General features: G+C 52.0%; 18 protein-coding genes. 12 read left to right on the top strand and 6 right to left on the bottom strand.

Going from position 1 to position 25,203, the window contains the following annotated elements:
* Window positions 1-42: 42 nt before the first annotated feature.
* The 4 genes from QUF18_RS13690 (at window position 43) to QUF18_RS13675 (ending at window position 4,941) form a co-directional block, all read left to right on the top strand.
* The gene (locus QUF18_RS13690) at window positions 43-1,539 is read left to right on the top strand and encodes a CoA-acylating methylmalonate-semialdehyde dehydrogenase (protein WP_289387782.1); all 1,497 of its coding nucleotides are present in this window, start codon (window positions 43-45) and stop codon (window positions 1,537-1,539) included.
* A 384-nt stretch (window positions 1,540-1,923) separates the two neighbouring features.
* A complete protein-coding gene (curA, locus tag QUF18_RS13685; protein ID WP_289387781.1) occupies window positions 1,924-2,943 on the top strand; it encodes an NADPH-dependent curcumin/dihydrocurcumin reductase in 1,020 nt (339 codons plus the stop codon).
* A gap of 171 nt (window positions 2,944-3,114) precedes the next feature.
* The gene (gene pdxY, locus QUF18_RS13680; RefSeq protein WP_289387780.1) at window positions 3,115-3,999 is read left to right on the top strand and encodes a pyridoxal kinase PdxY; all 885 of its coding nucleotides are present in this window, start codon (window positions 3,115-3,117) and stop codon (window positions 3,997-3,999) included.
* A 255-nt stretch (window positions 4,000-4,254) separates the two neighbouring features.
* The gene (locus QUF18_RS13675; RefSeq protein ID WP_289387779.1) at window positions 4,255-4,941 is read left to right on the top strand and encodes a carbonic anhydrase; all 687 of its coding nucleotides are present in this window, start codon (window positions 4,255-4,257) and stop codon (window positions 4,939-4,941) included.
* A gap of 66 nt (window positions 4,942-5,007) precedes the next feature.
* Here the strand turns inward: QUF18_RS13675 and QUF18_RS13670 are convergent, their stop codons facing one another.
* Window positions 5,008-5,775 (bottom strand): lytic murein transglycosylase, encoded by a 768-nt coding sequence (locus tag QUF18_RS13670; RefSeq protein ID WP_289387828.1) that lies wholly within the window; start codon window positions 5,773-5,775, stop codon window positions 5,008-5,010.
* Window positions 5,776-6,477: 702 nt separating this feature from the next.
* Here QUF18_RS13670 and ffh point away from each other — a divergent pair.
* From ffh to QUF18_RS13630, 8 genes are all read left to right on the top strand, one after another.
* A complete protein-coding gene (gene ffh, locus QUF18_RS13665) occupies window positions 6,478-8,049 on the top strand; it encodes a signal recognition particle protein (protein WP_289387778.1) in 1,572 nt (523 codons plus the stop codon).
* 5 nt (window positions 8,050-8,054) lie between these two features.
* The gene (locus tag QUF18_RS13660) at window positions 8,055-8,363 is read left to right on the top strand and encodes a chorismate mutase (protein WP_374807158.1); all 309 of its coding nucleotides are present in this window, start codon (window positions 8,055-8,057) and stop codon (window positions 8,361-8,363) included.
* 103 nt (window positions 8,364-8,466) lie between these two features.
* Window positions 8,467-8,886 (top strand): 30S ribosomal protein S16, encoded by a 420-nt coding sequence (rpsP, locus tag QUF18_RS13655; protein WP_289387776.1) that lies wholly within the window; start codon window positions 8,467-8,469, stop codon window positions 8,884-8,886.
* Between the two features lie 234 nt (window positions 8,887-9,120).
* Window positions 9,121-9,750 (top strand): LemA family protein, encoded by a 630-nt coding sequence (locus QUF18_RS13650; protein WP_374807130.1) that lies wholly within the window; start codon window positions 9,121-9,123, stop codon window positions 9,748-9,750.
* A 129-nt stretch (window positions 9,751-9,879) separates the two neighbouring features.
* The gene (locus QUF18_RS13645; RefSeq protein WP_289387826.1) at window positions 9,880-10,683 is read left to right on the top strand and encodes a TPM domain-containing protein; all 804 of its coding nucleotides are present in this window, start codon (window positions 9,880-9,882) and stop codon (window positions 10,681-10,683) included.
* A 12-nt stretch (window positions 10,684-10,695) separates the two neighbouring features.
* Window positions 10,696-11,343, top strand: a complete 648-nt coding sequence (locus tag QUF18_RS13640; RefSeq protein WP_289387775.1) for a TPM domain-containing protein — start codon at window positions 10,696-10,698, stop codon at window positions 11,341-11,343.
* Window positions 11,344-11,537: 194 nt separating this feature from the next.
* Window positions 11,538-16,292 carry an NAD-glutamate dehydrogenase gene (locus QUF18_RS13635; RefSeq protein WP_289387825.1) on the top strand — a complete coding sequence of 1,585 codons (4,755 nt, stop codon included), beginning with the start codon at window positions 11,538-11,540 and terminating at the stop codon, window positions 16,290-16,292.
* Window positions 16,293-16,429: 137 nt separating this feature from the next.
* On the top strand, window positions 16,430-17,770 hold the full coding sequence (locus tag QUF18_RS13630; RefSeq protein ID WP_289387824.1) for an MFS transporter: 1,341 nt from the start codon (window positions 16,430-16,432) through the stop codon (window positions 17,768-17,770).
* A gap of 110 nt (window positions 17,771-17,880) precedes the next feature.
* On the opposite strand, the gene QUF18_RS13625 is transcribed toward QUF18_RS13630, so the two are convergent.
* The 5 genes from QUF18_RS13625 to htpX form a co-directional block, all read right to left on the bottom strand.
* The gene (locus QUF18_RS13625) at window positions 17,881-18,603 is read right to left on the bottom strand and encodes an MIP/aquaporin family protein (RefSeq protein ID WP_289387774.1); all 723 of its coding nucleotides are present in this window, start codon (window positions 18,601-18,603) and stop codon (window positions 17,881-17,883) included.
* A gap of 224 nt (window positions 18,604-18,827) precedes the next feature.
* Window positions 18,828-20,441 (bottom strand): bifunctional phosphoribosylaminoimidazolecarboxamide formyltransferase/IMP cyclohydrolase, encoded by a 1,614-nt coding sequence (gene purH, locus QUF18_RS13620; RefSeq protein ID WP_289387773.1) that lies wholly within the window; start codon window positions 20,439-20,441, stop codon window positions 18,828-18,830.
* 249 nt (window positions 20,442-20,690) lie between these two features.
* Window positions 20,691-22,418 carry a heparinase II/III family protein gene (locus tag QUF18_RS13615; protein ID WP_289387772.1) on the bottom strand — a complete coding sequence of 576 codons (1,728 nt, stop codon included), beginning with the start codon at window positions 22,416-22,418 and terminating at the stop codon, window positions 20,691-20,693.
* A gap of 279 nt (window positions 22,419-22,697) precedes the next feature.
* On the bottom strand, window positions 22,698-24,152 hold the full coding sequence (locus tag QUF18_RS13610; RefSeq protein ID WP_374807127.1) for an RsmB/NOP family class I SAM-dependent RNA methyltransferase: 1,455 nt from the start codon (window positions 24,150-24,152) through the stop codon (window positions 22,698-22,700).
* Complete coding sequence (htpX, locus tag QUF18_RS13605) at window positions 24,149-25,189, bottom strand: zinc metalloprotease HtpX (RefSeq protein WP_374807125.1); 1,041 nt, start codon at window positions 25,187-25,189, stop codon at window positions 24,149-24,151. Before htpX ends, QUF18_RS13610 begins: the two co-directional genes overlap by 4 nt.
* Between the last annotated feature and the right edge of the window lie 14 nt (window positions 25,190-25,203).

Below are 25,203 nucleotides of genomic sequence, written 5' to 3'. Positions count from 1 at the left end.
GATTATGCTGGCAGGAATTTAAACTCTGGGAGAGCGGACAAGATGAAACAGGTCGGGCATTTTATCGGCGGCAAGCATGTCGCGGGAACAAGCGGTCGTCAGACAGAATTTTATCAGCCGATGGATGGTGCAGTGCTGGGGCAGGTTGCTTTAGCGACCAAAGACGAAGTGCGCGCTGCGGTTGAAAATGCTAAGGCCGCGCAGCCAGCTTGGGCAGCGACCAATCCGCAACGCCGTGCACGTGTTTTGCGTAAATTTCTGGAACTGGTTGAAGCCGAATATGACAGCCTCGCAGAATTGCTGGCACGCGAACACGGCAAGACTATTCCGGATGCCAAGGGCGATATTCAACGTGGTTTGGAAGTGATTGAATTCTGCCTTGGTGCGCCGCATCTGCTGAAAGGTGAATTCACGGATGCCGCCGGTACCGGCATTGATGTTTATTCCATGCGTCAGGCGCTCGGTGTTGTTGCCGGTATTACGCCATTCAACTTTCCGGCGATGATCCCGCTTTGGAAGGCCGGACCTGCAATTGCCTGTGGTAATGCCTTTATTCTCAAGCCATCCGAGCGCGATCCGGGCGTGCCGATGCGCTTTGCGGAACTGTTTATGGAGGCTGGTCTGCCTGCCGGTATTTTCAACGTCGTCAACGGTGATAAAGATGCGGTTGATGCGCTGCTGGATGATCCGGATGTGAAGGCAATCGGCTTTGTCGGCTCAACCCCGATTGCGCAATATATTTATGCGCGCGGTTGTGCCAATGGGAAGCGCGTTCAGTGCTTCGGTGGCGCTAAAAACCACATGATTATTATGCCGGATGCCGATCTGGATCAGACGGTGGATGCGCTGATCGGTGCCGGTTATGGTTCTGCCGGTGAGCGTTGCATGGCGATTTCTGTGGCCATTCCGGTTGGGCATGACACCGCAGAACGCCTGATGGCAAAACTTATCCCGCGTGTTGAAGCGCTGAAAGTCGGCCCGTCAACTGATGGTTCTGCGGACTATGGCCCGCTGGTAACAAAACAGGCACTGGAACGTGTACGGGGTTATGTTGATCTCGGCGTTGAAGAAGGCGCGAAACTGGTTGTTGATGGCCGCAACTTTAAAATGCAGGGCTATGAAAACGGCTTCTATCTCGGCGGCTGTCTGTTCGATCATGTCACCCGCGATATGCGCATCTATAAAGAAGAAATCTTCGGCCCTGTGCTGAGCGTTGTACGTGCAGCGAATTATGAGGAAGCTCTGTCGCTGCCAAATGATCATGAATATGGCAATGGCGTTGCGATCTTCACCCGTGATGGTGATGCGGCGCGTGATTTTGCATCGCGTGTTCAGGTTGGCATGGTTGGCGTGAATGTGCCGATCCCTGTGCCAATCGCCTATTACACATTCGGCGGCTGGAAAGGCTCCGGCTTCGGCGATCTCAATCAGCATGGGCCGGACGCATTCCGCTTCTACACCAAGACCAAAACAGTGACATCACGCTGGCCGTCAGGTGTGAAGGATGGTGCAGAGTTCGTTATTCCAACGATGAACTAACACCTGACTGTTTCTTGTTTGCATGTCCTCACCACTGAGTGGTTGCGGGCATGCGGCGGGTGTTCAGGATGGTGCAGAGCTCGTTATCCCAACCATGAACTGATTATTTCAGCTCTGACGGTCTGCAAATGGCGTTTTGTTACGCTTCCGGTGCTCACGTACTGAAGTACGCTCCGCTCCGGTTCTCACAAAACACCATTTTCGCCACGTCATAACTGAAATAAAGCCCCGCCTCCAAAGCGGGGTTTTTTATTTCTTGATATCCGGTGTGGTGAAAACTTTGTTTCAATATCGTAGGATAGGCAACAACTTGTTGTTTTGTACATGATGCTGCGCTGTGTATTGTCTGTCACCATATGCCCTTTCACAGAGGAACTGCATGATATGACTGAACTTTCCAATAAACGCATTGTTCTCGCTTCACGTCCGTCCGGTCGCCCGAGCGCGGAGAATTTCCGGCTTGAAAATGTTCCGGTCGCAGAACCGGCAGACGGACAGGTTTTACTGAAACTACATTATCTCTCGCTTGATCCCTATATGCGCGGTCGTATGAGCGATGCAAAATCCTATGCTGCACCCGTCGCGCTGGGAGATGTTATGGAGGGCGGCACTGTAGGTGAGGTGATCGCCAGCCGCCATAAGGATTTTGCTGTCGGTGATATGGTTCTGTCGCATTCTGGTTGGCAGACATATGCGGTGGCTGACGGATCGGTTTTGCGCAAACTTGATCCTAATGCAGCACCACTAACCACTGCTTTAGGCGTTCTGGGGATGCCCGGATTTACTGCTTATGCAGGCTTGTTAACGATCGGGCAGCCCAAGGCAGGGGAAACCGTAGTGGTAGCTGCTGCCAGCGGGCCTGTTGGTTCTGCCGTCGGCCAAATTGCAAAGCTGCAAGGCGCGCGCACGGTCGGGATTGCCGGTGGTGCCGACAAATGTCGCGCTTTGATTGATGATTTTGGTTTTGATGTTGCGCTTGATCATTACCGCTCTGATTTTGCAGACGCTCTGAAGCAGGCTTGTCCGTCGGGTATTGATGTTTACTTTGAGAATGTCGGCGGCAAGGTTTTTGATGCCGTAGTTCCGCTGCTCAATCCGTTCGCCCGTGTGCCGGTTTGCGGCCTTGTCGCGCAATATAACAGTACGGGTGCCTTTGACGGGCCGAATCGCTTGCCTTTATTGATGCGCGATATCTTATCGAAAAGTCTGACAATTCGCGGTTTTATTCAGCGTGATTTCAGTGAGCAACGCCCCGCATTTTATCAGGCGATGACGCAATGGATTAAGGACGGGAAAGTCCGTTATCGTGAGGATATTGCTGATGGACTTGAAAATGCGCCGGAAGCCTTTATCGGCATGCTGGAAGGCAAAAACTTTGGCAAGCTGATTGTCAAAATAAGCTGATTGTTGAGCAACTGGACAGGTTTATTTCTGTCCGGCGGCTGCCAGCTTACCGGTTGAGATTTGAAGTGTAATTTGTGGTGACAGTAAAATTTATAATAAAATTGACTTTACTATGGAATGCGGCGGAGGTTCTATAGCACCACATCTTATATTCATGCCGGATACATTGTTATGACCGCTTCTGAACCGACCAGCACCAGTGCCGTAATCGTCATTTCCAGCCATGTGGTGCGTGGCTCCATCGGTAACAGAGCGGCCGTTTTTGCACTGGAGCGGCTGGGGCATCCGGTCTGGGCTGTGCCAACTGTGATCCTGCCATGGCATCCGGGACATGGACCGGCAAGCCGGATTATTCCGGATGAATCGCAGTTTTCAACATTGATTGCCGATCTGGAGCGTGCGCCGTGGCTGGGAGAGGTCCGTGCGGTGCTAACCGGATTTATGAGCAATGCCGCGCAGGTCAAAGCCGTGGCGCAACTGATTGCGACAATGAAGGCAAACAATCCGAAGCTGCAATATATTTGCGATCCTGTTATCGGTGACACCAAAGGCCTGTATGTGGCGGAAAGTACAGCAATTGCCATTCGTGATCTGCTGTTGCCGTTGGCGGATATTGCAACACCCAATCGTTACGAACTGGGCTGGCTGACGGGAACTGAACCAGCTGATAATCAACAATTAATGGAAGCCGCGTTGCAGGCAGGGCCTGATACGATGCTGGTAACATCCGCTTTTGCGATGATGCGCGACAGTATCAGCAATGTGCTGGTGACGCGCACCCAAGCCTTGATGGCCGAGCATCGTATTGTGCAGGGGCCTGGCAATGGTATGGGGGATTTGACTTCGGCTTTGTTTCTTGCCCGTAAAATGAGTGGCATGAGTGAAGAAAAAGCGCTGCAAATGACAACGGCTGCGGTTTTTGAAATTCTCGCCCGTGCAGCCAAGCGCGGTGCCGATGAGTTGATGCTGGAGGCCGATGCGGCGAGTCTTGAGCGGCCAATGGCGATGGTGCAGTTGCGCCGTCTTGTGCATCCTAATCACGGAATGAGCGCCTGACGGGCGCTCATTTTCATTGAGGTCTGCTAAAACGTCAAAAATTTTGTAGATAATATTAATTTTGATAGATTGTTTTTCTGAATGAGAAATGAGCGAAAAGCATCTGATTTTATATGAAAATGGATGATTTTTACGTTTTTTGGTGTGAAAATCGTGCAAAAATGTATCGAAAATGCACGTTCATCATAGTGTGCGATGCAAATTTAAGCGTAATCTTTGATTGATCTTGGCGAAATATGGGTTTATCGAAAAATCATGGTAGATCTTCCAGACACACTCCTCGCCGGTTACCGCAACTTCATGGCATCGGATTTTGCCGATGAAAGAATGCGTTATAAGGAACTTGCAGATCAGGGTCAGACACCGGAAACAATGGTGATTGCCTGCTGTGATTCCCGAGCAGCACCGGAAATTATATTCAATACCCGTCCGGGTGAAATTTTTGTTCTGCGCAATGTCGCAAATCTGATCCCGCCTTATGAGCCGGATGGCGAATATCATGCAGCCTCTGCTGCTTTGGAATTTGCGGTTCAGAGTCTCAAAGTTAAGCACATTGTTGTGCTTGGTCACGGGCGTTGCGGTGGGATCAAATCCGCACTGGATACAGAAAGCAGCCCATTATCACCGGGCGACTTTATCGGTAAATGGATGAGCCTGCTGGCGCCTGCCGCCGAGACAATCACATCCAACTCGCTGATGACCCAGACCGAGCGACAGACTGCACTCGAGCGTATTTCAATCCGTTATTCGCTGAATAATCTGCGCAGTTTTCCTTGCGTTGATATTCTGGAGAAAAAGGGACGCCTCTCTCTTCATGGTGCATGGTTCGATATTTCGACTGGTGAATTGTGGGTAATGGATTCGCAAACTGGCGATTTTATTCGACCTGATACGGACGAGATGCCGGTGCAAGCCGAAAGCAGCGAAACAGCTGTTGAATGAGATTAAACTGGAAATAAAAAAACCGGCTTTTAAGCCGGTTTTTTTATTGTGCATTGCAGCGGCAGATTATTTGCCGTCGATTGCCTGACCCATAATGGCAATAGCCTGCTGGTAAACAGTGGCCGCATTCCAGCCCTGAATGGCGCCGTAGTTTGGCTGACCCTGCTGGTAGCCTGCACCGGCGCGCCAGCCGTGTGCTTTAAGGAAGTTAGCTGTAGAAGCCAGAGCATCCGCGCGGGAGTTGACCATGTCGATATGACCATTACCGTCACCATCTGCACCATATTTGATGACGCTGGATGGCAGGAACTGAGTCTGACCGATTTCACCATGCATCGCGCCAACAGCATTCGGGCTGAGATCGCCACGCTGAATCAGCTGCAGAGCTGCATAAAGTTCATTGGTGAAGAATTCTGAACGACGGCAGTCATAGGCCAGAGTAGCAACAGCGGACAATGTGTGCTGCTTGCCGAGATAGTTGCCGAAGCCTGTTTCCATGCCCCAGATTGCCAGCAATGGACCGGCAGGCACGCCGTAACGCTGTTCAATCTTGGCAAACAAAGCAGCATTTTGCGCTTTCATGGTTTTGCCGCGACTGATGATTGTGGTCGAACCACGCTTCTTCATGAAGTCATCGAGAGACAGTTTGAAGCTTTTCTGGTTGCGGTCAGCATTGATGGTTGCTGTGGCATATTTTACATTGTCGAGGGCTGACAAAGCATTGCCTTTAATACCGCGTCCTGCTGCTTCTTTTTTAAAGTCCTGCACCCATGCAGGGAAGCCGGCGCCGGTATTGCCGCATTGTGCTGCCTGCGCAATGCCGGACAGAACCATTACACCAATTGAACCGCCGATAACGGTAAGGGTCAGATTGCGGATAGAAGATTTGATAGTCTTTGACTGCATGAAGCTGCCTCGTTAGAACTGTTCTCAGGGGGCTTTATAGAATTATATGATTAACAGGGATTTACAAAAAACTATAGTTTTGATGTTGTTCTGCTTTAGTTAAAGCGCATTCCGAAAAGTGTGAAGCGGTTTTCGGATTCAAATGCGCATAAAAACAAAAAAAGATAGAGCGGTTTCAACGGTTCAATATTAACTGAAACCGCTCTAAAGGCGATGTCCGCCGAATGTGGTCTGAATGAGGCACGGAACTGATTGCCCGCCGGTTTAAGGCAGTTTCAAATTGCCCGCGCTTTTTTGGTCACAGTTATAGAGTGCAGTATAGCTGATTCTTATGATCGTGATTTTAGCTGAGGTCTGTATTCTGCTTTTTACGTGCAAATGCTTGACTCATAAACCGCAGATCATGTAAAGAACGCGCGATAATTCCGCTATGAGTATATGTTCTCAGGCAGCCGACCGGGACCCGTATGGTATAAAGAGATCCCGGAGGTCAACATCCGACAGCGCAAAGCGCCCTCGGGTGCTGTTTTGCTTTGGATGCAGCTTCGGTTTTCATGCCGGCGCCTTATATGATTTCGGGATGAACCTGCACTCAGATCTGACGATCTGAACAGAGATTGGGAAATTTAGATGTTTGATTCACTTCAGGAGCGTCTTGGCTCCATTCTGAACGGTCTGACCGGACGCGGCGCTCTCTCCGAGGCTGACGTTGCCGGCGCGTTGCGTGAAGTGCGCCGTGCGCTGATTGAAGCGGATGTGTCGCTGGAAGTGGTTCGCTCATTCACTGACCGTGTGCGTGAAAAAGCGGTTGGTGCGGAGATTCTGAAAAGCATTAAACCGGGTCAGATGGTCGTTAAGATCGTTCATGACGAGCTGGTGGAAATGCTCGGCACCGAAGGTGTGACAGTTGATCTGAACGCACCTGCACCAGTTGTCATTATGATGGTTGGTTTGCAGGGTTCGGGTAAAACTACGACCACCGGTAAACTTGCCAAGCGCCTGACTGATCGTCAGAAGAAAAAAGTTCTGATCGCATCGCTGGATACGCGCCGTCCTGCCGCTCAAGAACAGCTGCGCCAGCTCGGTGTGCAGGTCAATGTTGATTCATTGCCGATTATTGCCGGACAAACACCGGTAGAGATTGCTGCGCGCGCCGTACAGGCTGCCAAGCTCGGCGGTCATGATGTGGTGATTCTCGATACTGCGGGTCGCACACATATTGACGAACCGCTGATGGTGGAAATGGCGGATATCCGCAAAGCCGCCAATCCGCATGAAATTCTGCTGGTTGCTGATAGTCTGACCGGTCAGGATGCCGTTAATCTGGCGCGTAACTTTGATGAGCGCGTTGGCATTACCGGTATCATCTTGACCCGTATGGATGGTGATGGCCGTGGTGGTGCAGCGCTTTCGATGCGCGCCATTACCGGTAAGCCGATTAAAGCGATTGCCACCGGCGAAAAAATGGATGCGCTGGAGGAGTTTTATCCGAAGCGTATTGCTGACCGTATTCTCGGCATGGGCGACATTGTTTCGCTCGTTGAAAAAGCGGCTGAAACCATTGATGCTGAAAAAGCAGCGGCAATGGCCAAGAAAATGCAGTCCGGTAAGTTCGACATGAACGATCTGGCTGACCAGCTTAAACAGATGAAAAAGCTCGGCGGCATGGGCGGTATCATGGGCATGATGCCGGGTATGGCGGGCATGAAAGACAAGGCTGCTGCTGCCGGACTGGACGATAAATTATTCGATCGTCAGCTCGCAATCATCGGTTCCATGACCAAGGCTGAACGCGCTAATCCTGCTGTGCTCAAGCATAGCCGCAAGCAGCGTATTGCCAAAGGCTCAGGTACCAATGCTGCCGATATTAACAAGCTGCTGAAAATGCACATGCAAATGGCTGATATGATGAAAGCCATGGGCAAGGGCAAAGGCGGCATGATGAAACAGATGATGGGCGGCCTTGCCAATAAGATGGGACTTGGTGGTATGGGCGGACTTGGCGGTGGCCTTGGGGGCGGTATGCCTGATCTGTCGAACATGGATCCGAAACAGCTGGAAGCTTTGCAGAAACAGGCTGAAGCAGCCGGTTTCGGCAAGAGTGGCGGTCTGCCTGGTCTGGGCGGTGGCTTACCCGGTCTTGGTGGCGCGAAACTTCCTGGTCTTGGCGGCGGTCTGCCTGGCCTACCTAAGAAAAAGTGAGCATGATGAGCGAAGAACAGACAATGCCTGCTGAACTTATCGCCCTGCGCGGATCGATCGATAATATCGATGCAGCGCTGATCCATATGCTTGCGGAGCGTTTTCGCTGCACCAAAGCTGTTGGTGTTTTGAAAGCCGAGCGCGGTCTGGCCGCTGCTGATCCGGCTCGTGAAAAACGCCAAGTTGAGCGCCTGCGTAATCTGGCACTGGATGCCAGTCTTGATCCCGATTTTGCTGAGAAATTTCTGAACTTTATTGTGAAAGAAGTGATCCGGCATCATGAGCATACCGCTGCAAATCACACCGGACAGTAATGTTCGTTTTGCGGTGTAAAAAACAAGTATGGCCGTTTTAACGGTCGTATTTCAGAAATTGTTACTGGTTCAGTAACGCGACATAAACTTTAAGGAAAACACTATGTCCCTGAAAATCCGTCTGGCACGTGCCGGCTCCAAGAAGCGCCCTTACTACCACATCGTTGTTGCTGACGTTCGCGCACCACGCGACGGTCGCTTCATCGAAAAGCTGGGTTCGTGGAATGCGACTCTTGCTAATAAAGAAGAGCGCGTTGTTGTTAATGCTGAACGCGTTCAGTATTGGATCGGTCACGGCGCGCAGCCAACAGACCGCGTTCTGCGCTTCCTCGATCAGGCTGGCATTGCCAAGCGTGAAGTTGCCAGCAACCCAACCAAAGGTCTTCCAGGCAAAAAAGCTCAGGAACGTCTGGCAATGGCCAAGCAGGCTGAAGAAGAAGCCGCTGCAAAGGCTGCAGAAGCCGCTGAAGCAGCAGCTGCTGCCGCTGCTGCGCCTGCTGAAGAAGCTCCTGCTGCAGAATAATTCTGAAGCACTCGCTTTTTATAAGTAATTAAAAATACCGTGCCTCTGCAAAGCGGCACGGTATTTTTTTGCCTTATAGCTTCATATTGAACGCTTTTATTAAGCGTGTATTTTCAAATGAGAATTTGCGTATTATTGATTAGAGCGCCGTGTGCCATACTTGGCACACAAAACTCGCTCTAACACTTTAAAATGAGAGCATGCGTTATGCGTGGTTAAGATGAGGAGATACCTATGACCGGTCAAATATCTGCAGCGGCCACAGCTCCGCTGAAATTACGTTCGCTTCTGACACTCGTATTATTGATGTTTATGCCGTTGCTGGCAGCCTGTGGTTTCAATACCATTCCGACCAATGAGGAAAAGGCCAAAGCTGCGTGGAGCGAAGTGCTTAACCAGTATCAGCGCCGTACCGATCTGATTCCTAATCTGGTGGAAACAGTCAAAGGCTATGCGTCCCATGAACAGGACACGCTGACAGCCGTGATTGAAGCCCGTTCAAAAGCAACCCAGACACAAATTTCACCGGAAATGCTGAATAATCCGGAGATGTTCAAACAGTTTCAGGAAAATCAGGCCAATTTGAGCAGCGCTCTGTCGCGCCTGATGGTTGTGGTTGAGAAATATCCTGATCTCAAAGCCAATCAGAACTTCCTCGCGCTGCAATCGCAGCTTGAAGGTACGGAAAACCGGATTGCTGTGGCACGCCGCGATTATATTGAGGCGGTACGCGTTTATAATACCGGCTTGAAGACCATGCCGACGATGCTGTGGAAGACATTGTGGTTCTGGAATAATGAACCGATGCCGACTTTCACAATTGATCCGGCCTCGCAGGCCGCTCCTAAGGTACAGTTCAACTGATAAAAGCGGGCAGGAGTAATCCTGCCCGTTCTGCTTTCGCTGACAATTTAGGAACACGGTATGATTTCTGCCCGTATCACAGGCAATCACATCATTCCGGAACACTCTGTTTTCCGGTCTGTGTTGAAGATGCTTTTTGTGGTCATGCTGATGGCATTGGCAAGTATTGCTCATGCGCAAAGCACGGATAAGCCGGCGATTGCTTTGACGGATCGTGTGGTGGATGCAGCAGGCGTTTTGTCTTTTGCACAACAGCAGGAACTGATTGCTAAACTCAGTGCTTATGAAAAAGAATCCTCCGATCAGATTGTGGTGGCAACGGTTCCAAGCCTCAATGGCATGGACATTGAGACCTATGCTAACCGGCTTTATCGCGCATGGGGCATTGGCCAGAAAACAGAAAATAACGGCATATTGTTGCTGGTTGCGCCCACTGAACGCAAAGTGCGTATTGAAGTCGGCTACGGTCTCGAGGGCACTGTAACGGATGCGCTGTCAGCGATTATTATTCAGAATGCGATCATCCCTGAATTTCGCAATGGCGATTACGGTGCGGGTATTATCAAAGGTACCGACGATATTCTGCAGGTACTGCGCGGTGAAGGGGCGGAGTTACAGGCACGCGCCAAGCGTAACCAGAAAGAAGCTGCCGATCAGACAGATTGGGTAGAAGTTATCTTTCTGATTTTCTGGATCAGCATTTTCTTCGGCGGTTTTGGTTTTACAATTCTGGCTCCGGTCTTTGGTCGTAAAATCGGCCCCGGTCGTTACGAATGGCTGGGTGTCACCATTGCACTTGGCGGCGGCGGTAGTGGCGGATCATCGGGACGAGGCGGTTTTGGTGGTGGTTTTGGCGGCGGGTCGTCCGGCGGTGGCGGCTTTTCCGGTGGCGGTGGTTCATCGGGCGGCGGCGGTGCATCGGGTAGCTGGTAAAGGGATGAAACTATGACACACTATCAGCGAAACCGGATTTCTCCTGAAGACCGTCAGCGTATCGGGGCAGCCATACGCGAAGCAGAGGCGCAGACTGGCGGCGAAATTTATGCGGTATTAGCGCAGCGCAGTGATGATTATTTTTATGTTGCCGGTTTTATCGCCTGTTGCGGCATGATTGTAACCGCGGTGATTGCTGCCTTTGTGGCGCATTATTACTGGTTTGATTTGTCCCTGCCGAAATTCGCACTGGCTATACTGGCAGCCTTTATATGTCTGATTGCATTGCTGGGTTTTATTCCGGCGCTGCGTATGGTGCTGGTGCCGCATCGTGTGCGTTACCGGCGGGCACATCTCAATGCTTTGCAGCAATTTGTAGCGCGTAATGTGCATCTGACCAGCAAACGTACCGGAATCTTATTGTTTGTCTCGCTGGCTGAGCGCTATGCGGAGGTGGTCGCTGATGCGGGGATTAATGCCCGTGTGGACCAGCAGGAGTGGAATGCCATTGTTGCCATATTAAGCCGCCATGCGGCACAGGGAACAGTGCCAGATGGCTTTGTTGAGGCAATTGCTCAGGCAGGAAAACTGCTGGCTCAACATTTCCCTAAGGAAGCTGGCGACGAAAACGAGCTGGAAGACCATCTGGTGGAATTATAATTCATTTCACTTTTGCTTGTTTAGCAGAGAAAAATAACAAATTAGCGGTTTTTTTGTCACAATTTGATTGCTACTTTTAAAATCAGAGCAGGCCGAAGGGAATTTAGGCAGTAGCGGTCTGTCGAATGAGGAGTTCACCAGTGAGTGCCGATACAGACCAGAATACGCAGGCTAAATTCGTTGTCGATCATCAGATGATTTCTGATCCTGTGGCTTCTCAATTTGCAAAATTATTATTTGAATGGGCGCCGGCTGAAGACATCGCGGCTTATGATGCCGGTGATATGGAAGAGGCGGCCAAGCTGGCACTGAAAGCGCTTGGTTCTTATCAGGCTGATAAGCCGGTTATCAGCGTTGATAATGACAGTATTTTGCGCCGTCGCGGGCGTCCGCTGACGGTGGTGACACTGATCAACCGCAATATGCCGTTCCTGCTTGATTCAACCATGGGTGAGATTCTTGAGCGCTCGGGCATGGTTTATATGGTCGTGCATCCGGTGGTGAATGTCGCTTTCAACGGCAAGACTTATGAAGTGCATGGAGAAGTTACCGCCGGTCAGACGATTGCAGGAACAGAGCAGGTCAGTGTCATCCAGCTGCATTTGCCGCAACTGGATGAGAGCGGCCGCGCAGCCCTGGAGCAGGCGCTGGGGCAGGTGCTGGCTCAAGTTTATGCGGCGGTCAGCGACTGGAAACCGATGCTGGCACGGCTCGATGAGGTGATTGCCTCTTACGGTGCTGTGAAAACCTTGTCAGGTACGGCAGAAGGACGTGAAGCTGCGGCGCTGCTCAAATGGCTGCGGGATGGTAATTTCACGTTCCTCGGTATGCGTGAATTCCGCTATGATGCAGGGAGTGATACGCTCTCTCAGGCAGAGACACCATCGCTTGGTATTTTGCGTGATGAGGGTATTCGCGTTCTGCGCCAAGGTCAGGACAATGCATCCATCACGCAGGAGTTGCAGGGCTTTCTCAAAGGTGCTGAAAGCCTGCTGATTACCAAGGGCAACAGCCGCTCACTGGTGCACCGCCGTGAATATATCGACTATATCGGTATCAAGCTGTTTGATGCCGAGGGACGCGTAACCGGAGAAATGCGTCTGGTCGGGCTGTTTACCTCGACTGCCTATACATCTTTCCTGAGTACGATCCCTTATCTGCGCGGTAAAGCGGAAGCTGTGATCAGCCGCCTCGGTTTTAATGCTGCTGACCATTCCGGTAAGGCACTGGTACGCGTGCTGGAAGATTATCCGCGCGATGATATGTTCCAGATTGATGTGGATGCGCTGACCGATCATGCGGAGCTGATTGTTGCGCTGGATGAACGCCCGCGTGTGCGTGTGCTGCCGCGGATTGACCGTTTCAGCCGCTTTGTCAGTGTGCTGGTTTATTTGCCGCGTGATCGTTATGACTCGATGGTTCGTGAAGCGATCAGCAATTATCTGATGGATGTTTATCACGGGGAAGCCGTGGAATTTCATCCGGTCTTCCTTGATAAAGGCGTGACCCGCGTTCAGTTCATTATCCGCCGTCATGACGGCAGCGTTGCAGAAATGGCGCGTGAGGCTCTGGAAAAACAGATCCGCACTTTTGTCCGCACATGGGAAGATGGTGTGCGTGATGCGGCTGATGAAAGCTCGCAGACTTTTGCCCCACGGGTCATCAGTCTGGCGTCCGGTTTCCCTGAATCCTATCGTGAAACTTTCAATGAAAGCGAAGCGCTGATTGATGCAGTGCGGATTGAAGCGCTAACGGAAGACAATCCGCTGCATGTGGACTTCTATCACTATGATACACAAGAGCCGCAGGCCGCTTTCCTCAAGCTCTATCACTTTGGCGAAGCACTGGCGCTGTCGCAGCGCGTGCCGCTGCTGGAGAATATGGGTTTCCGCGTTATCAGCGAGCAGACTTTTGCTCTTCCGGTGCAGACTGCAACGGGTGGAAAAAACACTGTCCACGTTCACGATATGCTGATTGTCAGCGCATCAGAAAAACCGGTTGATCTCAGTGATGACGGTGATCTGCTGGATGATGTATTCCGCACGGTGTGGAGCGGGCAGGCTGATAATGACGGTTATAACGGCCTTGCACAAAGCGGACGGCTGACCGCACGCCAGATCATGATCTTGCGTATGTATGGACGTTATCTGCAACAAGCTGGCATTACTTATTCGCAGGATTTTATTGCAGCGGCGCTCAACCGTTATCCGGAAATTGCCACGCATCTCTACACCCTGTTTGATCTGCGCTTTAATCCGCTATTGGCTAAACAGGCTGATACGCAAGCGAAAGAACAGGCTGTCATTGAAGCCATTGAAACAGCATTGCAGGCTGTACCAAGCATTGATGATGACCAGATTTTGCGTCGCTACCGCAATCTGGTTGAGGCCTCCCTGCGCACCAATGCCTATATGCATGATACGAATGGCAATGCCCCGGTGACCCTGGCAGTGAAGCTCAATCCGCGTGCGGTTGACGGGCTGCCGGAACCGCGCCCTTATCGTGAAATCTTTGTCTATGGACCGGAAGTGGAAGGTGTTCACCTGCGCTTCGGCGCTGTGGCGCGTGGTGGTTTGCGCTGGTCTGACCGCGCGCAGGATTACCGCACCGAAGTGCTGGGTCTGGTGAAGGCACAGCAGGTTAAAAATGCGGTGATTGTACCGGGTGGGGCTAAAGGCGGCTTCTATCCTAAGCGTTTGCCGGTCGGCGGTGACCGTAATGCGGTGTTTGAAGCCGGGCGTTCTGCCTATATCACTTTCATTTCCACTATGGTTTCGATCACCGATAATATCATCGACGGCAAGATTGTACCGCCGGTCGATGTGATCCGTCAGGACAAGGATGATCCGTATTTCGTGGTTGCGGCTGATAAGGGCACTGCGACCTTCTCCGATACGGCGAATGCGATTAGTCAGACGCAGCATTTCTGGCTGGATGATGCTTTTGCCTCCGGTGGTTCTGCCGGTTATGACCATAAGAAAATGGCCATTACAGCGCGCGGTGCATGGGAAGCGGTGAAACGTCATTTCCGTGAAATGGATATTGATATCCAGACGACACCATTCACTGTTGCCGGTGTGGGCGATATGTCCGGTGACGTGTTTGGTAATGGCATGTTGCTGTCACCGAAAATCAAACTCTTAGCTGCATTCGACCATCGCGATATTTTCATTGATCCGATGCCGGATACCGATGCCGGTTTCACGGAGCGTCAGCGCCTGTTCAATGTGCCTCGTTCCAGCTGGCAGGATTATGACCGTTCCAAAATCTCTGCCGGTGGCGGCGTTTTCAGCCGCTCGCAGAAGGTTATTACACTGTCAGAAGCGGCAGCTGAGGCCATTGGTCTGGGCAAATTGACGGCCAGTCCGAATGAGGTGATCGGTGCAATCTTACGTGCGCAGGTCGATCTGTTATGGTTTGGTGGTATCGGTACTTATATTCGTGCTGATGGTGAAAGTGATGCGCAGGTTGGTGATCGTGCCAATGATGCAATCCGTATTACCGGTCGTGAAGTGCGTGCCAAGGTGATCGGTGAGGGCGCTAATCTGGGTGCTACCCAGCGCGGTCGTATTGAATATAGCCTCAATGGCGGGCGCAGCAATACGGATGCGATTGATAACTCTGCCGGTGTGAATTCGTCGGATGTTGAGGTCAATATTAAAATCGCTCTGACCCCAAGCCTGCAAGATGGTCGCCTGACCCGTGAGGCACGCGATGTGCTGCTGGCACAGATGACCGATGAAGTAGCAGCGCTGGTTTTGCATAATAATTATGAGCAGCCGCTGGCTCTGTCACTGGTTGAAAAACGCGGCGCATCCGAACTGCCTTATCTGATGCGGATGATGTCGTCTCTGGAACGCCGTAAATTGCTCGATCGTAAGGTAGAATATCTGCCGGACGATCAGGTACTGGCAGATCGCCAGAAGCGTGGTGAGGCACTGACCCGTCCTGAATTGGCGGTACTGCTGGCCTATGCAAAAATGGTCTTATGCGATGATCTGATCGCCAGCAATCTGCCGGATGATACCTATCTGCATTCCCGCCTGTTTGGTTATTTCCCGCAGGAAATGCAGGAGCGTTTTGCCAAAGATATTACGCATCACCGTCTGCATCGTGAAATCATTGCGACGCTGTTGTCCAATGATGCGATCAATCGCTGTGGTCCGAGTTTTGTCAGCCGTCTGAATGATCTGACTGCGGAAGCTCCGGCAGAAATTCTGCGCTCTTATGTGGCTGTGGCTGATGGATTTGAAACCGAGCAGCTCTATCAGGCGATCAATGCGCTGGATAATAAGATCTCCGGTAAAGTACAGAATGAGTTCTATGCGCTGGTTGGCGAAATGTTGTTCTCAACCACTGCTTGGGTACTGCGTAATAACCGTTTTAATGTCACTTTGAGCGAGATGGTCAATGCGGTAAAGCGGACACGGATGGCACTGGAGCCAAAGCTCGAAGAGCTGATGCCTGATTTTATTGCCGATCTGATTACTGCTGATACGGCAAAATATATTGCCAAGGGGGCAGGTGAGGTGCTGGCACGCAAACTCGCCCGTCTGCAATCGGCAAAACTGATGGCGGATATTGCGCTGATTGCCTATCAGGGTAAGGCCGAATTGATGACTGCGGCAACTGCTTATTTCAAAATTGTCGATGCCTTCCGCATTGCCAATATTGAAAAGGCAGCATCATCAGTGCCGGTCACAGATTATTATGATGGTCTGGCATTGTCCCGTGCAACGGATACGATTACGCAGGCAACCCGTGCTGTGACCATGGAGGCGCTCACTAAATTCAAGGGTGAAGCTGATCCGGTGCAGAGCTGGCTGACACGTGATGCCGAGCGGATTGACGGCGTGCGTCAGCGAATGATTGCACTGACAGAAGGCGGAGATCTCAGTGTTTCCCGTCTCGCAGTGGCAGCCGGTTTCATGGCTGACCTTGCGGGTTGATCGCTGTCAGCATGACGGCATAACAGAAAGGGCTGGTGTTAAACCGGCCCTTTTGTTTTAAATAGCCGGAATGATGATTTGAGGGCAGTGATTTGAGCATCGCACATCCACCTGTAGAGCGGCCTGCACAAGACAGCATGTGGAATAAAGGCATCTGGGGCTGGATGTTTTTTGACTGGGCGGCACAGCCGTTTTTCACTGTCGTCACCACCTTCATTTTCGGCCCTTATTTTATCTCCCGTATGTCGGATGATGCTGTAACAGGGCAGGCGGCATGGGGCTATGGTGTGGCTTTTGCCGGTATTATTATCGCAATTTTGTCTCCGGCGCTGGGCTCAATTGCTGATAAAACCGGTGCGCGAAAACCGTGGATCGGTTTCTTTGCTGTCATCAAAATTATCAGCCTGTCTTTGCTGTGGTATGCAGAACCGGGTTCAGCTTATATCTGGGTGCTGCTGGCGTTTATCTGTGCATCCGTTGCCGCAGAATTTTCGATTGTTTTCAACGATTCCATGATGCCACGACTGATTCCGGCTTCCCATATCGGACAGGTTTCCAATTTTGCGTGGGGGCTTGGTTATCTCGCCGGAATGATCGTACTAATCTTTGTGGTGACATGTCTTGCCGCCTCGCCGGAAACCGGAAAAACGCTGATCGGGATTGAACCCTTCTGGCATCTGGATGCTTTGAGAGGTGAGGATGCCCGTATTACAGGGCCGATTGCGGCACTGTGGTATCTGATTTTTATTTTACCGATGTTTATCTTCACCCCCGATCAGGAAAAGGGTATGGGACTGAAAGCGGCCATACGTGAAGGTCTGGCAGAGCTGAAGGAAACCCTGCGCGAAGTGCGCAAAAAGGCGGCTTTGTTTCGCTTTTTGATTGCACGGATGATCTATCAGGATGGGGTGAATGCGCTGCTGGCACTGGGCGGTGGTTTTGCAGCAGCTATGTTCGGCTGGTCAATCACTGAGATTGGTCTATTTGGTATTATCCTGAATGTCGTAGCGATTTTCGGTTGTTGGTCTGCCAGTTATTTTGACCGCTGGTTCGGTTCCAAATGGGTGGTTGTCATCTCGCTTGCTTTGTTGCTGGTTGCCACATTGGGCATTGTATCGACAGGGCCGGATTATACGCTTTATGGTCTGGTGCATTTTCCACCCGATAGTAATACGGGTTTGTTTTCATCGGGCGGGGAAAAAGCCTATCTGGCTTTCGGCATGCTGATCGGCATTGCTTTCGGGCCGGTGCAGGCCTCTTCCCGCTCGTGGTTTGCCCGCAGTGTCGAGCCGCATGAGGCAGGGCGCTATTTCGGCATCTATGCACTGGCCGGCAGGGCAACCAGTTTTCTGGCACCGTTTCTGGTGGCGAGCATGACCGCAGCCAGCGGTTCCCCGCGCCTTGGTATTGCTGTTCTGGTATTGTTTTTTGTGGCCGGTTTGTATCTGGCGATTAAATCGCCTTATACGGCAAAATAAACATTCATACCAAGGCGGTTCAAGCTGCTGACGCATCACGTCTTGAAAAAGTTCAATCACCACTCGGGCTTAACCAAAACCCCATGAGTCATACTCATAGGGTTTTGGTATCAGATCATCGCTATGGATTTTGCCACGCCGACGGCAATCAACCCGCCGATCACCGGAGCTATCAACGGCACCAATGCATAGGACCATTGCGAACTGCCTTTGCCGGAGATTGGCAGCAATGCATGGGCAAAGCGGGGCGCGAGATCACGGGCAGGGTTGATGGCATAACCTGTCGGGCCACCAAGCGAAAGACCTATCACCCAGACCAGCAGACCAACCATCAGCGGACCGGAAACACCGCTTGCCAATACCGCTTTGGATGAGAGTGCAATGATAATAAGCACGAGTACGAATGTGCCGGTAATCTCGGTTACGGCATTGGCAGGTAGATTACGGATCGCCGGAATGGTGCAGAAAACGGCCAGTTTGTCGTCACAGCTTTCGGTTTCTTTCCAGTGGGAAAGGTAAGATAAATAAACCAGCACAGATCCGAAAAATGCACCGCAAAACTGAGCGGTGAGATAGGTGACTATCTGGTCGGCAGGGAAACTGCCTGCTGCATAAAAAGCCAAGGTCACTGCCGGATTAAGATGGGCTGCACTGCCTGCGCTGAGTGCGATAAGCGCTCCGCATAACACGGCAAAACCCCAGCCCGCAGTGATGACAATCCAGCCTGAAGCATAGCCTTTTGATTTTTTGAGTAAAACATTAGCAACAGTACCATTGCCAAGGAGAATAAGAATTGTGGTGCCTAAAAACTCACCCATAAAACCGTTTGGCATAAATTGCTCCGGATAAAATGATTAATAATGCTCTGTGACCGATCTGTGAAACAGGGAGGGCACATAAAATAATAAAAGGAATAGCTGCATAAAATAATATTAGAATTACTTAATAAAAAGACGCGATGTCAAGTGACACCGCGTCCTACATTTTGCTAGTGCATAATGTGTTAGAGCGACCTTTGTGCGCCAAGCTTGGCACATGGCGCTCTCATGATATTAAGTTAGTGGCGGAAGTGGCGCATACCGGTAAAGACCATGGCAATGCCAGCTTCATCAGCAGCTTTAATCACTTCATCATCACGCATCGAGCCGCCTGGCTGGATAACAGCTGTGGCACCGGCTTCAACAGCCGAGATCAGACCGTCAGCAAACGGGAAGAAAGCATCGGAAGCAACGACTGAGCCTTTGGTCAGTGGTTCACCGCCCGTAACCGCTGCTGCATCTTCTGCCTTGCGCGCTGCAATGCGGGAAGAGTCGATGCGGCTCATCTGGCCTGCGCCAACGCCAACAGTTGCGCCGTCTTTAACATAGACAATTGCATTGGACTTAACGTGTTTGGCAACACGGAAAGCAAATTTCAGGTCGATCATTTCCTGTTCTGTTGGTACGCGTTTGGTCACGACTTTAAGGTCGAGATCATCGACATTGCCATTGTCACGGTTCTGGATCAGCAGACCACCGGCAACGGTTTTAGCCGCAATGCCTGGCGCACGGACATCCGGCAGACCGCCGGTTACCAGCAGACGCAGGTTCTTCTTGGCGGCAACAATTGCCTGTGCTTCCGGTGTTGCATCCGGTGCGATAATCACTTCAGTGAAAATCTTGACGATTTCCTCAGCAGCTTCCGCATCCAATGTACGGTTGAGAGCGACAATGCCGCCGAAGGCTGACACCGTATCGCAGGCATAGGCCTTGAGATAAGCGTCTTTCAGCGATGCGCCTTCGGCCACGCCGCATGGGTTGGCGTGCTTGATGATCGCAACAGCTGCGACCTTCGCCGGATCAAATTCTGCCACCAATTCATAAGCTGCATCGGTGTCATTGATGTTGTTATAGGAGAGCTGCTTGCCCTGAAGCTGGGTGGCGGTGGCCACACCGGCGCGGGTTTCACCGGTCAGGTAGAAACCGGCCTGCTGATGCGGGTTTTCACCATAACGCATGACGGAATGCAGTTTACCGGCGAGTGCGCGGTGCAATGGTGCTTCTTCTTTTGTGGTTTCAGCAAACCAGCCGGAAATTGCAGCATCATAAGCGGCAGTACGGGCAAAAGCCTTACCGGCCATGCGCTGGCGGAAGGCATAAGGTAGGGAGCCATTGCCGCTTTCCAGCTCCGCAACAACGCTGTCATAATCGTTAGGATCAGTGACAATGGTCACATAAGCATGGTTTTTGGCCGAGGCGCGGATCATCGCAGGACCGCCGATGTCGATATTCTCAACGGTGGTGTCATAATCACCGCCCTGATAACGTACTTCTTCAAACGGATAGAGATTGATCACGACCAGATCAATGCCGGTAATATTGTGGGCTTCCATCGCCGCCACATGTTCCGGATCATTGCGCACAGCGAGCAGACCGCCGTGAACACTTGGATGCAATGTTTTGACGCGGCCATCCATGATTTCAGGAAAATTGGTGATTTCCGAGACGTCGCGCACAGGAATACCCGCTGCTGCGATGGATTTGGCGGTGCCGCCGGTGGACAGAAGCTCAACGCCCTTTGCGTGCAATGCGCGGGCAAAGTCTACCAGACCGGTTTTATCCGATACGGAAAGCAGCGCGCGGCGCACTGGGAAAAGATCAGGAGCGGGAATATGTTTGGAGCTGACAGCCATGACGGTCTCTTTGTGCTTTATGTCGGGACAATGCGTCAGGACGGATCTGATTACCCGTCGCATACATCAATCCGGTAAAGTGGGACAAAGGCGGCGTATCACAGCTTCTATCGGAATCCTAGAGCATTTCCGGTTTATGTGGAAACATCAAAAATGCTCTGTCTTTGAATTTTTACGCGCATCTTTTCCGAAAGCTGCTTCACCCTTTTCGGGATGTGCTTTCATTAAAACCGCGAATTTGAACGCCTGTCACACATATTGACCAAGGCCGGTGCGGGTGAAACGCCAGCTGACGTGATCACTCTGCGTTGCAGAGAAGGTCAGCACGATCTGGCGTGAGCGCACAGGGCCACGGAAACCGGCGAAGAAAATGGAATCTTCGAGCTGTGGCATCACATCACTGCTGGAAAAAGCCCAGCTGTCATCGTGATCTGCCGTCAGATGCACCACGCCGTCTTCATCCATACGGATATAAACCTGAGGATGGATATGAAAGCGTACTGTCACCAGATCGGAATGCTGCTTGTTTTTACCGTTGCGCGTGGTTTTCAGATGCGACTTGATAAAACGGTCAACACCTTCGATCAGGCTGCCATTATGCGACAGCACAACTTGGCGTTCATGCGTGTAGCCGAACAGCCGGACATAGCCGTCATGGCTGGCGACAAAACCTTGTTCGCCCATGCCTTCCAGCCGCTCACGTCGAACGCTGGTCGGACCTGCGATAATCGGTGTGCCGAGAACGCTGGAAATACTGGAATTGAGGCTGAAACTGCACGAGGATGTGTCGTTGATTGTCGCCGTTGAATGGGCTGCCGTGGTGCGGCCAAGCGGACGGAACTCCGCCGGACCAAAACGGTCGATACCGGAATTGACAATATAGCGCTGACGGCCTGAGGACATTTCAAAGGCCAGACAACCCGCATGGGCATCGCGCGAGGCGGTAACCGGCGGCGGCAGGCCGGTATCGGCAATAATGGTGGTTGAGCCCATGCAGAGGCGCTCATAGCCGGAATGCGGCGCATGGGTCAGCGGTGCGCCATCGGTTTCGTCATGGCGCAATACGGAAATCAGCCGTTCCGGTAAAGTAGGGCCAACACCGTTGAACAAAGCCAGACTGCCGTCCTGATGCCGGAAGAAACGCAAAGCAGGCAACATGCGCTCAACAGTTTCAATCAGCGCTCTGGGCGGTGTTTCATTGCCGTTGCTATAGGTTTGTCGCAGCGGCAGCAGATCAGCCAGCAGTTCCAGCACCGATACCGGATTGCGCGAGATATGGCCGCCATCGGCCAGTACTTGCCGGTTTAACTCATATTCAAGATGACGACGCGCAGAGCGTGCCATGGATTGGGAGACCGGCAGCGCAAGGCTGGCAAAGGCCAGCGCAATGCGCGCCCGTAATTTGTCTTCGCCGTCATCCATCACACCGGTCATAGTGCGTAAATATCGCACCTGCATTGCCAGTGAGCGCATGAATTTGCGATAGGTCGCAAGATCAGAGGTGGCCAGAATAATGTTGGAATGTTGCAGCCAGGCAATAATGCGCTGCGCGGTGATTTCCGGCGACCAGGCAATGCCCTCAATACGTTTACCATGAATGCGAATCCAGTCTTCGACCAGAGCGCGGGCATTGACCATTGCCAGTTCTGTTCCGGCGGCGCGCATATTGCGCAGCCAGCCGAAGGAATGCAGCGCGGATTCCCACGCATCAGTCGGTGGTTCAATAGCAAAAGGGGAGATACCGCCGGTTTCTACCAGACGTCCGGCCAGTGCGTAACGACCGTGATAAAATTCCTGTGCCAGCTGGGGGTCGGCAACCCGCAAATCCGGCGGGGCAATAAGTACACGCTCCGGTGTAAAGCCGGAAAAGCGCCAGCGAAACATCGGGCCGCGGCGCACACGTCTGCTGAAACGCCGCCAGCTTTGGGCGACAGCAAGTGTCCACAGGTGCGGGGTTTCGCTCAACGCGACATTCACGGCAGGGTACTCCTTAGAGCATGTCGCGCTCAAATAAATTCATTTGAGCTACCGCGAACATGCGACAATTAAAAAAATCCGGAGTGAGTACAGCGGGTATGATTAAACGCGGCAGGCTCCGGAGTATGTCAGAGCCGGACTGAGATGGTCCGGTTAAACAATATTAATGCGCTATGATCTATCATTCCACGGCAATAGTGAACTCTTTGTTAACCAAGAGCTGCGGAATGATGTGGATCAGCACGTTTTTTACGAAACAGATCGATTTTTTGAGACTTCTCAGGCCGGACGGCGGAAGCGGGCGGCAAAGAAACCGTCCATGCCAGCCATTTTCGGCTCATCATGAGGCAAATCAGCCGGTGTCGAGCGCAGGAAGCCCTGATCCGTGACCAGCTGTTCCATCCCTTTCAGCTCTGCCGGTTTAAACGGCTCGGCTTTCAGCGCGCCTTCATTCAGAATAACCTGTGCCATATCTTCACCTTCCTCGCGATTGAGCGAGCAATTGGAGAAGACGATGATCCCATCCGGTTTGACCAAAGAAATTGCATGGCGCAGCAAATTGGCCTGTACCTGCGAAAGCTTGACAATATCGTCCGGTGTCTTTGTCCAGAGCACATCCGGATGGCGGCGCACCGTGCCGGTTGAGGAGCAAGGTGCATCGAGCAGAATGGCGTCAAACAGCTCATCCGTCTGGTAGTCAAGAATATTGGTTGCGATCAGTTCGGCGTCCAGTTGCAACCGGTCGAGATTGCTTTTGAGGCGCTTGAGGCGGTTCTTATTGATATCAAATGCCGTAACCTTAGCGCCGGCCATAATCAGCTGGGCAGTCTTACCGCCGGGCGCTGCACAAAGATCGGCAACGCGTTTGTCTTTAATATCGCCGAGCAATGTGGCTGGCAGGCTTGCGGCTGCATCCTGCACCCACCATTCACCTTCCGCAAAGCCTTCGAGCGCGGTGAGGGCACCTTCAAATGAGCCGAGGCGTACGGAGCCGTTTGGCAATAATGTGCCGCTGAGTTTGGACGCCCATTCTGCCGGATTGCTTTTGACCGTCAGATCAATGGATGGTTCATAGGCCTGCATCGCGAGAATGGCTTCAGCCTGTTCGCGGCCATAGGCTTTGGTCAGGCTTTCGATATACCATTCAGGGCCGTTTGGAATCTGCAACTCAATGGCGCGCTCTTTATTGCGTGTGAGGCGGCGCAGCACAGCGTTGACGAGGCTGGCATATTTACGGTTACGCGGATCGATATTGGCAGAGGTCACAGCCAGATCAACGGCCGCATGATCCGGCACATCGAGATAAAGAATCTGTGCCGCAGCGACATGCAGCAATTGCTGTAAAGCAGTCGCGTTGGCTGGCAGCGGGCGGTCGAGCAATTTGCACAGTGCCGTTTCAATCGTGTTGCGGTTGCGCAATGCTGTGCCGAGGATGGCGCGTACCAGTGAACGGTCGCGCTCATCCAGTTCCATATATTGCGGGTGGCCGTGATGCGCATCGGTAAGGCCGTCCAGTGAGGTGTTTTTAGCAACCACGGCATTGAGCAGTTTGGCTGCGCACTGGCGCACATTCAGCCCCGGATGTTCTGCTTCAAGCTTTGCGCGGTATTCAGCTTCTGAAAATCCCAGCGCGTGGTCTGCTTTTGCTGAAGCCTGATCTTGAGCCTGCTTATGAAACGGCTTCTTGTTCGGGCGAAAGCCGGTGCGTTTAGCGGCAGGATTGTTATCGCTCAAGACCATGGTCCTTTATAAGGTTTTTCCGGCTCATCATCCGGTGAGGAATCGCCACTCGATGCCTGACCCCACGGGTTATTCCGTGTCGGTGTGCTGCGCGGGCGGTTCTGTGACTGGTTATTTGTCCGGCTATATGCACCAGACTGACGGTTCTGAAAACCATTATCTGTATTGTCATAGACAGAATTAATGCCCATTTCCTGCGCAAACCCCTCCAGAGCGGCAATACGGTTTGCCGTATCAGGGTGGGTGGAGAACAGATTATCCGCACCGCGACCGCTCAACGGATTGATAATAAACATATGCGCGGTTGCCGGATTATGCTCGGCTTCTTCATTCACAGTTTCATGGGCACCGCGCGCAATCTTGTTCAAAGCAGAGGCCAGCCATAGCGGATTGCCGCAGATTTCCGCGCCACGCCGGTCGGCAGCATATTCGCGGGTACGGCTGACAGCCATCTGCACAATCATCGCGGCAAAAGGGGCAACAAGCATGGCAATAATCGTGCCGATTGTGCTCAGCATATTGTTGTTTTCACGATTGCCGCCGAAAAACATTGCGAAATTACCCAGCATGGAAATCGCACCGGCAAGGGTTGCGGTGATTGTCATGGTCAGTGTGTCGCGGTTTTGTACGTGCGCCAGTTCATGCGCCATCACAGCGGCAATTTCCTGCTTGTTCAGGCGCTGCAACAGACCGGTTGTGGCAGCAACCGCTGCATTTTCAGGATTACGGCCAGTTGCAAAAGCATTCGGCTGGTCTTCATTGATAATATAGATTTTTGGCTGCGGCAGGCCGGCACGGTCTGATAATTCGCGCACGATACGGTAATATTCCGGTGCAGTATTTTCATCTGCTTCCTGCGCATTATACATACGCAGCACCATCTTGTCTGAATTCCAGTAGCTGAAGAAATTCATGGCAACAGCGATCACCAAGGCGATCATCATGCCGCCCGAGCCGCCGATCAGGTAGCCGATACTCATAAACATGGCTGTCATGAAGGCAATCAGCATGGCAGTGCGCATCATGTTCATTCAGTATCTCCGTT

This window comes from Pseudochrobactrum kiredjianiae (assembly GCF_030362795.1).
Lineage (GTDB): Bacteria > Pseudomonadota > Alphaproteobacteria > Rhizobiales > Rhizobiaceae > Pseudochrobactrum > Pseudochrobactrum kiredjianiae.
The sequence above is the reverse complement of the archived record's forward strand: the minus strand, read 5'-3'. Positions and strand labels throughout refer to the sequence as shown.

Bases quoted from the DNA above. Each gene is read 5' to 3' on its own strand.
- QUF18_RS13690 (WP_289387782.1), top strand. From the start codon at position 43: ATGAAACAGGTCGGGCATTTTATCGGCGGCAAGCATGTCGCGGGAACA.
- curA (WP_289387781.1), top strand. From the start codon at position 1,924: ATGACTGAACTTTCCAATAAACGCATTGTTCTCGCTTCACGTCCGTCC.
- pdxY (WP_289387780.1), top strand. From the start codon at position 3,115: ATGACCGCTTCTGAACCGACCAGCACCAGTGCCGTAATCGTCATTTCC.
- QUF18_RS13675 (WP_289387779.1), top strand. From the start codon at position 4,255: ATGGTAGATCTTCCAGACACACTCCTCGCCGGTTACCGCAACTTCATG.
- QUF18_RS13670 (WP_289387828.1), bottom strand. From the start codon at position 5,775: ATGGTTCTGTCCGGCATTGCGCAGGCAGCACAATGCGGCAATACCGGC.
- ffh (WP_289387778.1), top strand. From the start codon at position 6,478: ATGTTTGATTCACTTCAGGAGCGTCTTGGCTCCATTCTGAACGGTCTG.
- QUF18_RS13660 (WP_374807158.1), top strand. From the start codon at position 8,055: ATGAGCGAAGAACAGACAATGCCTGCTGAACTTATCGCCCTGCGCGGA.
- rpsP (WP_289387776.1), top strand. From the start codon at position 8,467: ATGTCCCTGAAAATCCGTCTGGCACGTGCCGGCTCCAAGAAGCGCCCT.
- QUF18_RS13650 (WP_374807130.1), top strand. From the start codon at position 9,121: ATGACCGGTCAAATATCTGCAGCGGCCACAGCTCCGCTGAAATTACGT.
- QUF18_RS13645 (WP_289387826.1), top strand. From the start codon at position 9,880: ATGCTTTTTGTGGTCATGCTGATGGCATTGGCAAGTATTGCTCATGCG.
- QUF18_RS13640 (WP_289387775.1), top strand. From the start codon at position 10,696: ATGACACACTATCAGCGAAACCGGATTTCTCCTGAAGACCGTCAGCGT.
- QUF18_RS13635 (WP_289387825.1), top strand. From the start codon at position 11,538: ATGATTTCTGATCCTGTGGCTTCTCAATTTGCAAAATTATTATTTGAA.
- QUF18_RS13630 (WP_289387824.1), top strand. From the start codon at position 16,430: ATGTGGAATAAAGGCATCTGGGGCTGGATGTTTTTTGACTGGGCGGCA.
- QUF18_RS13625 (WP_289387774.1), bottom strand. From the start codon at position 18,603: ATGCCAAACGGTTTTATGGGTGAGTTTTTAGGCACCACAATTCTTATT.
- purH (WP_289387773.1), bottom strand. From the start codon at position 20,441: ATGGCTGTCAGCTCCAAACATATTCCCGCTCCTGATCTTTTCCCAGTG.
- htpX (WP_374807125.1), bottom strand. From the start codon at position 25,189: ATGAACATGATGCGCACTGCCATGCTGATTGCCTTCATGACAGCCATG.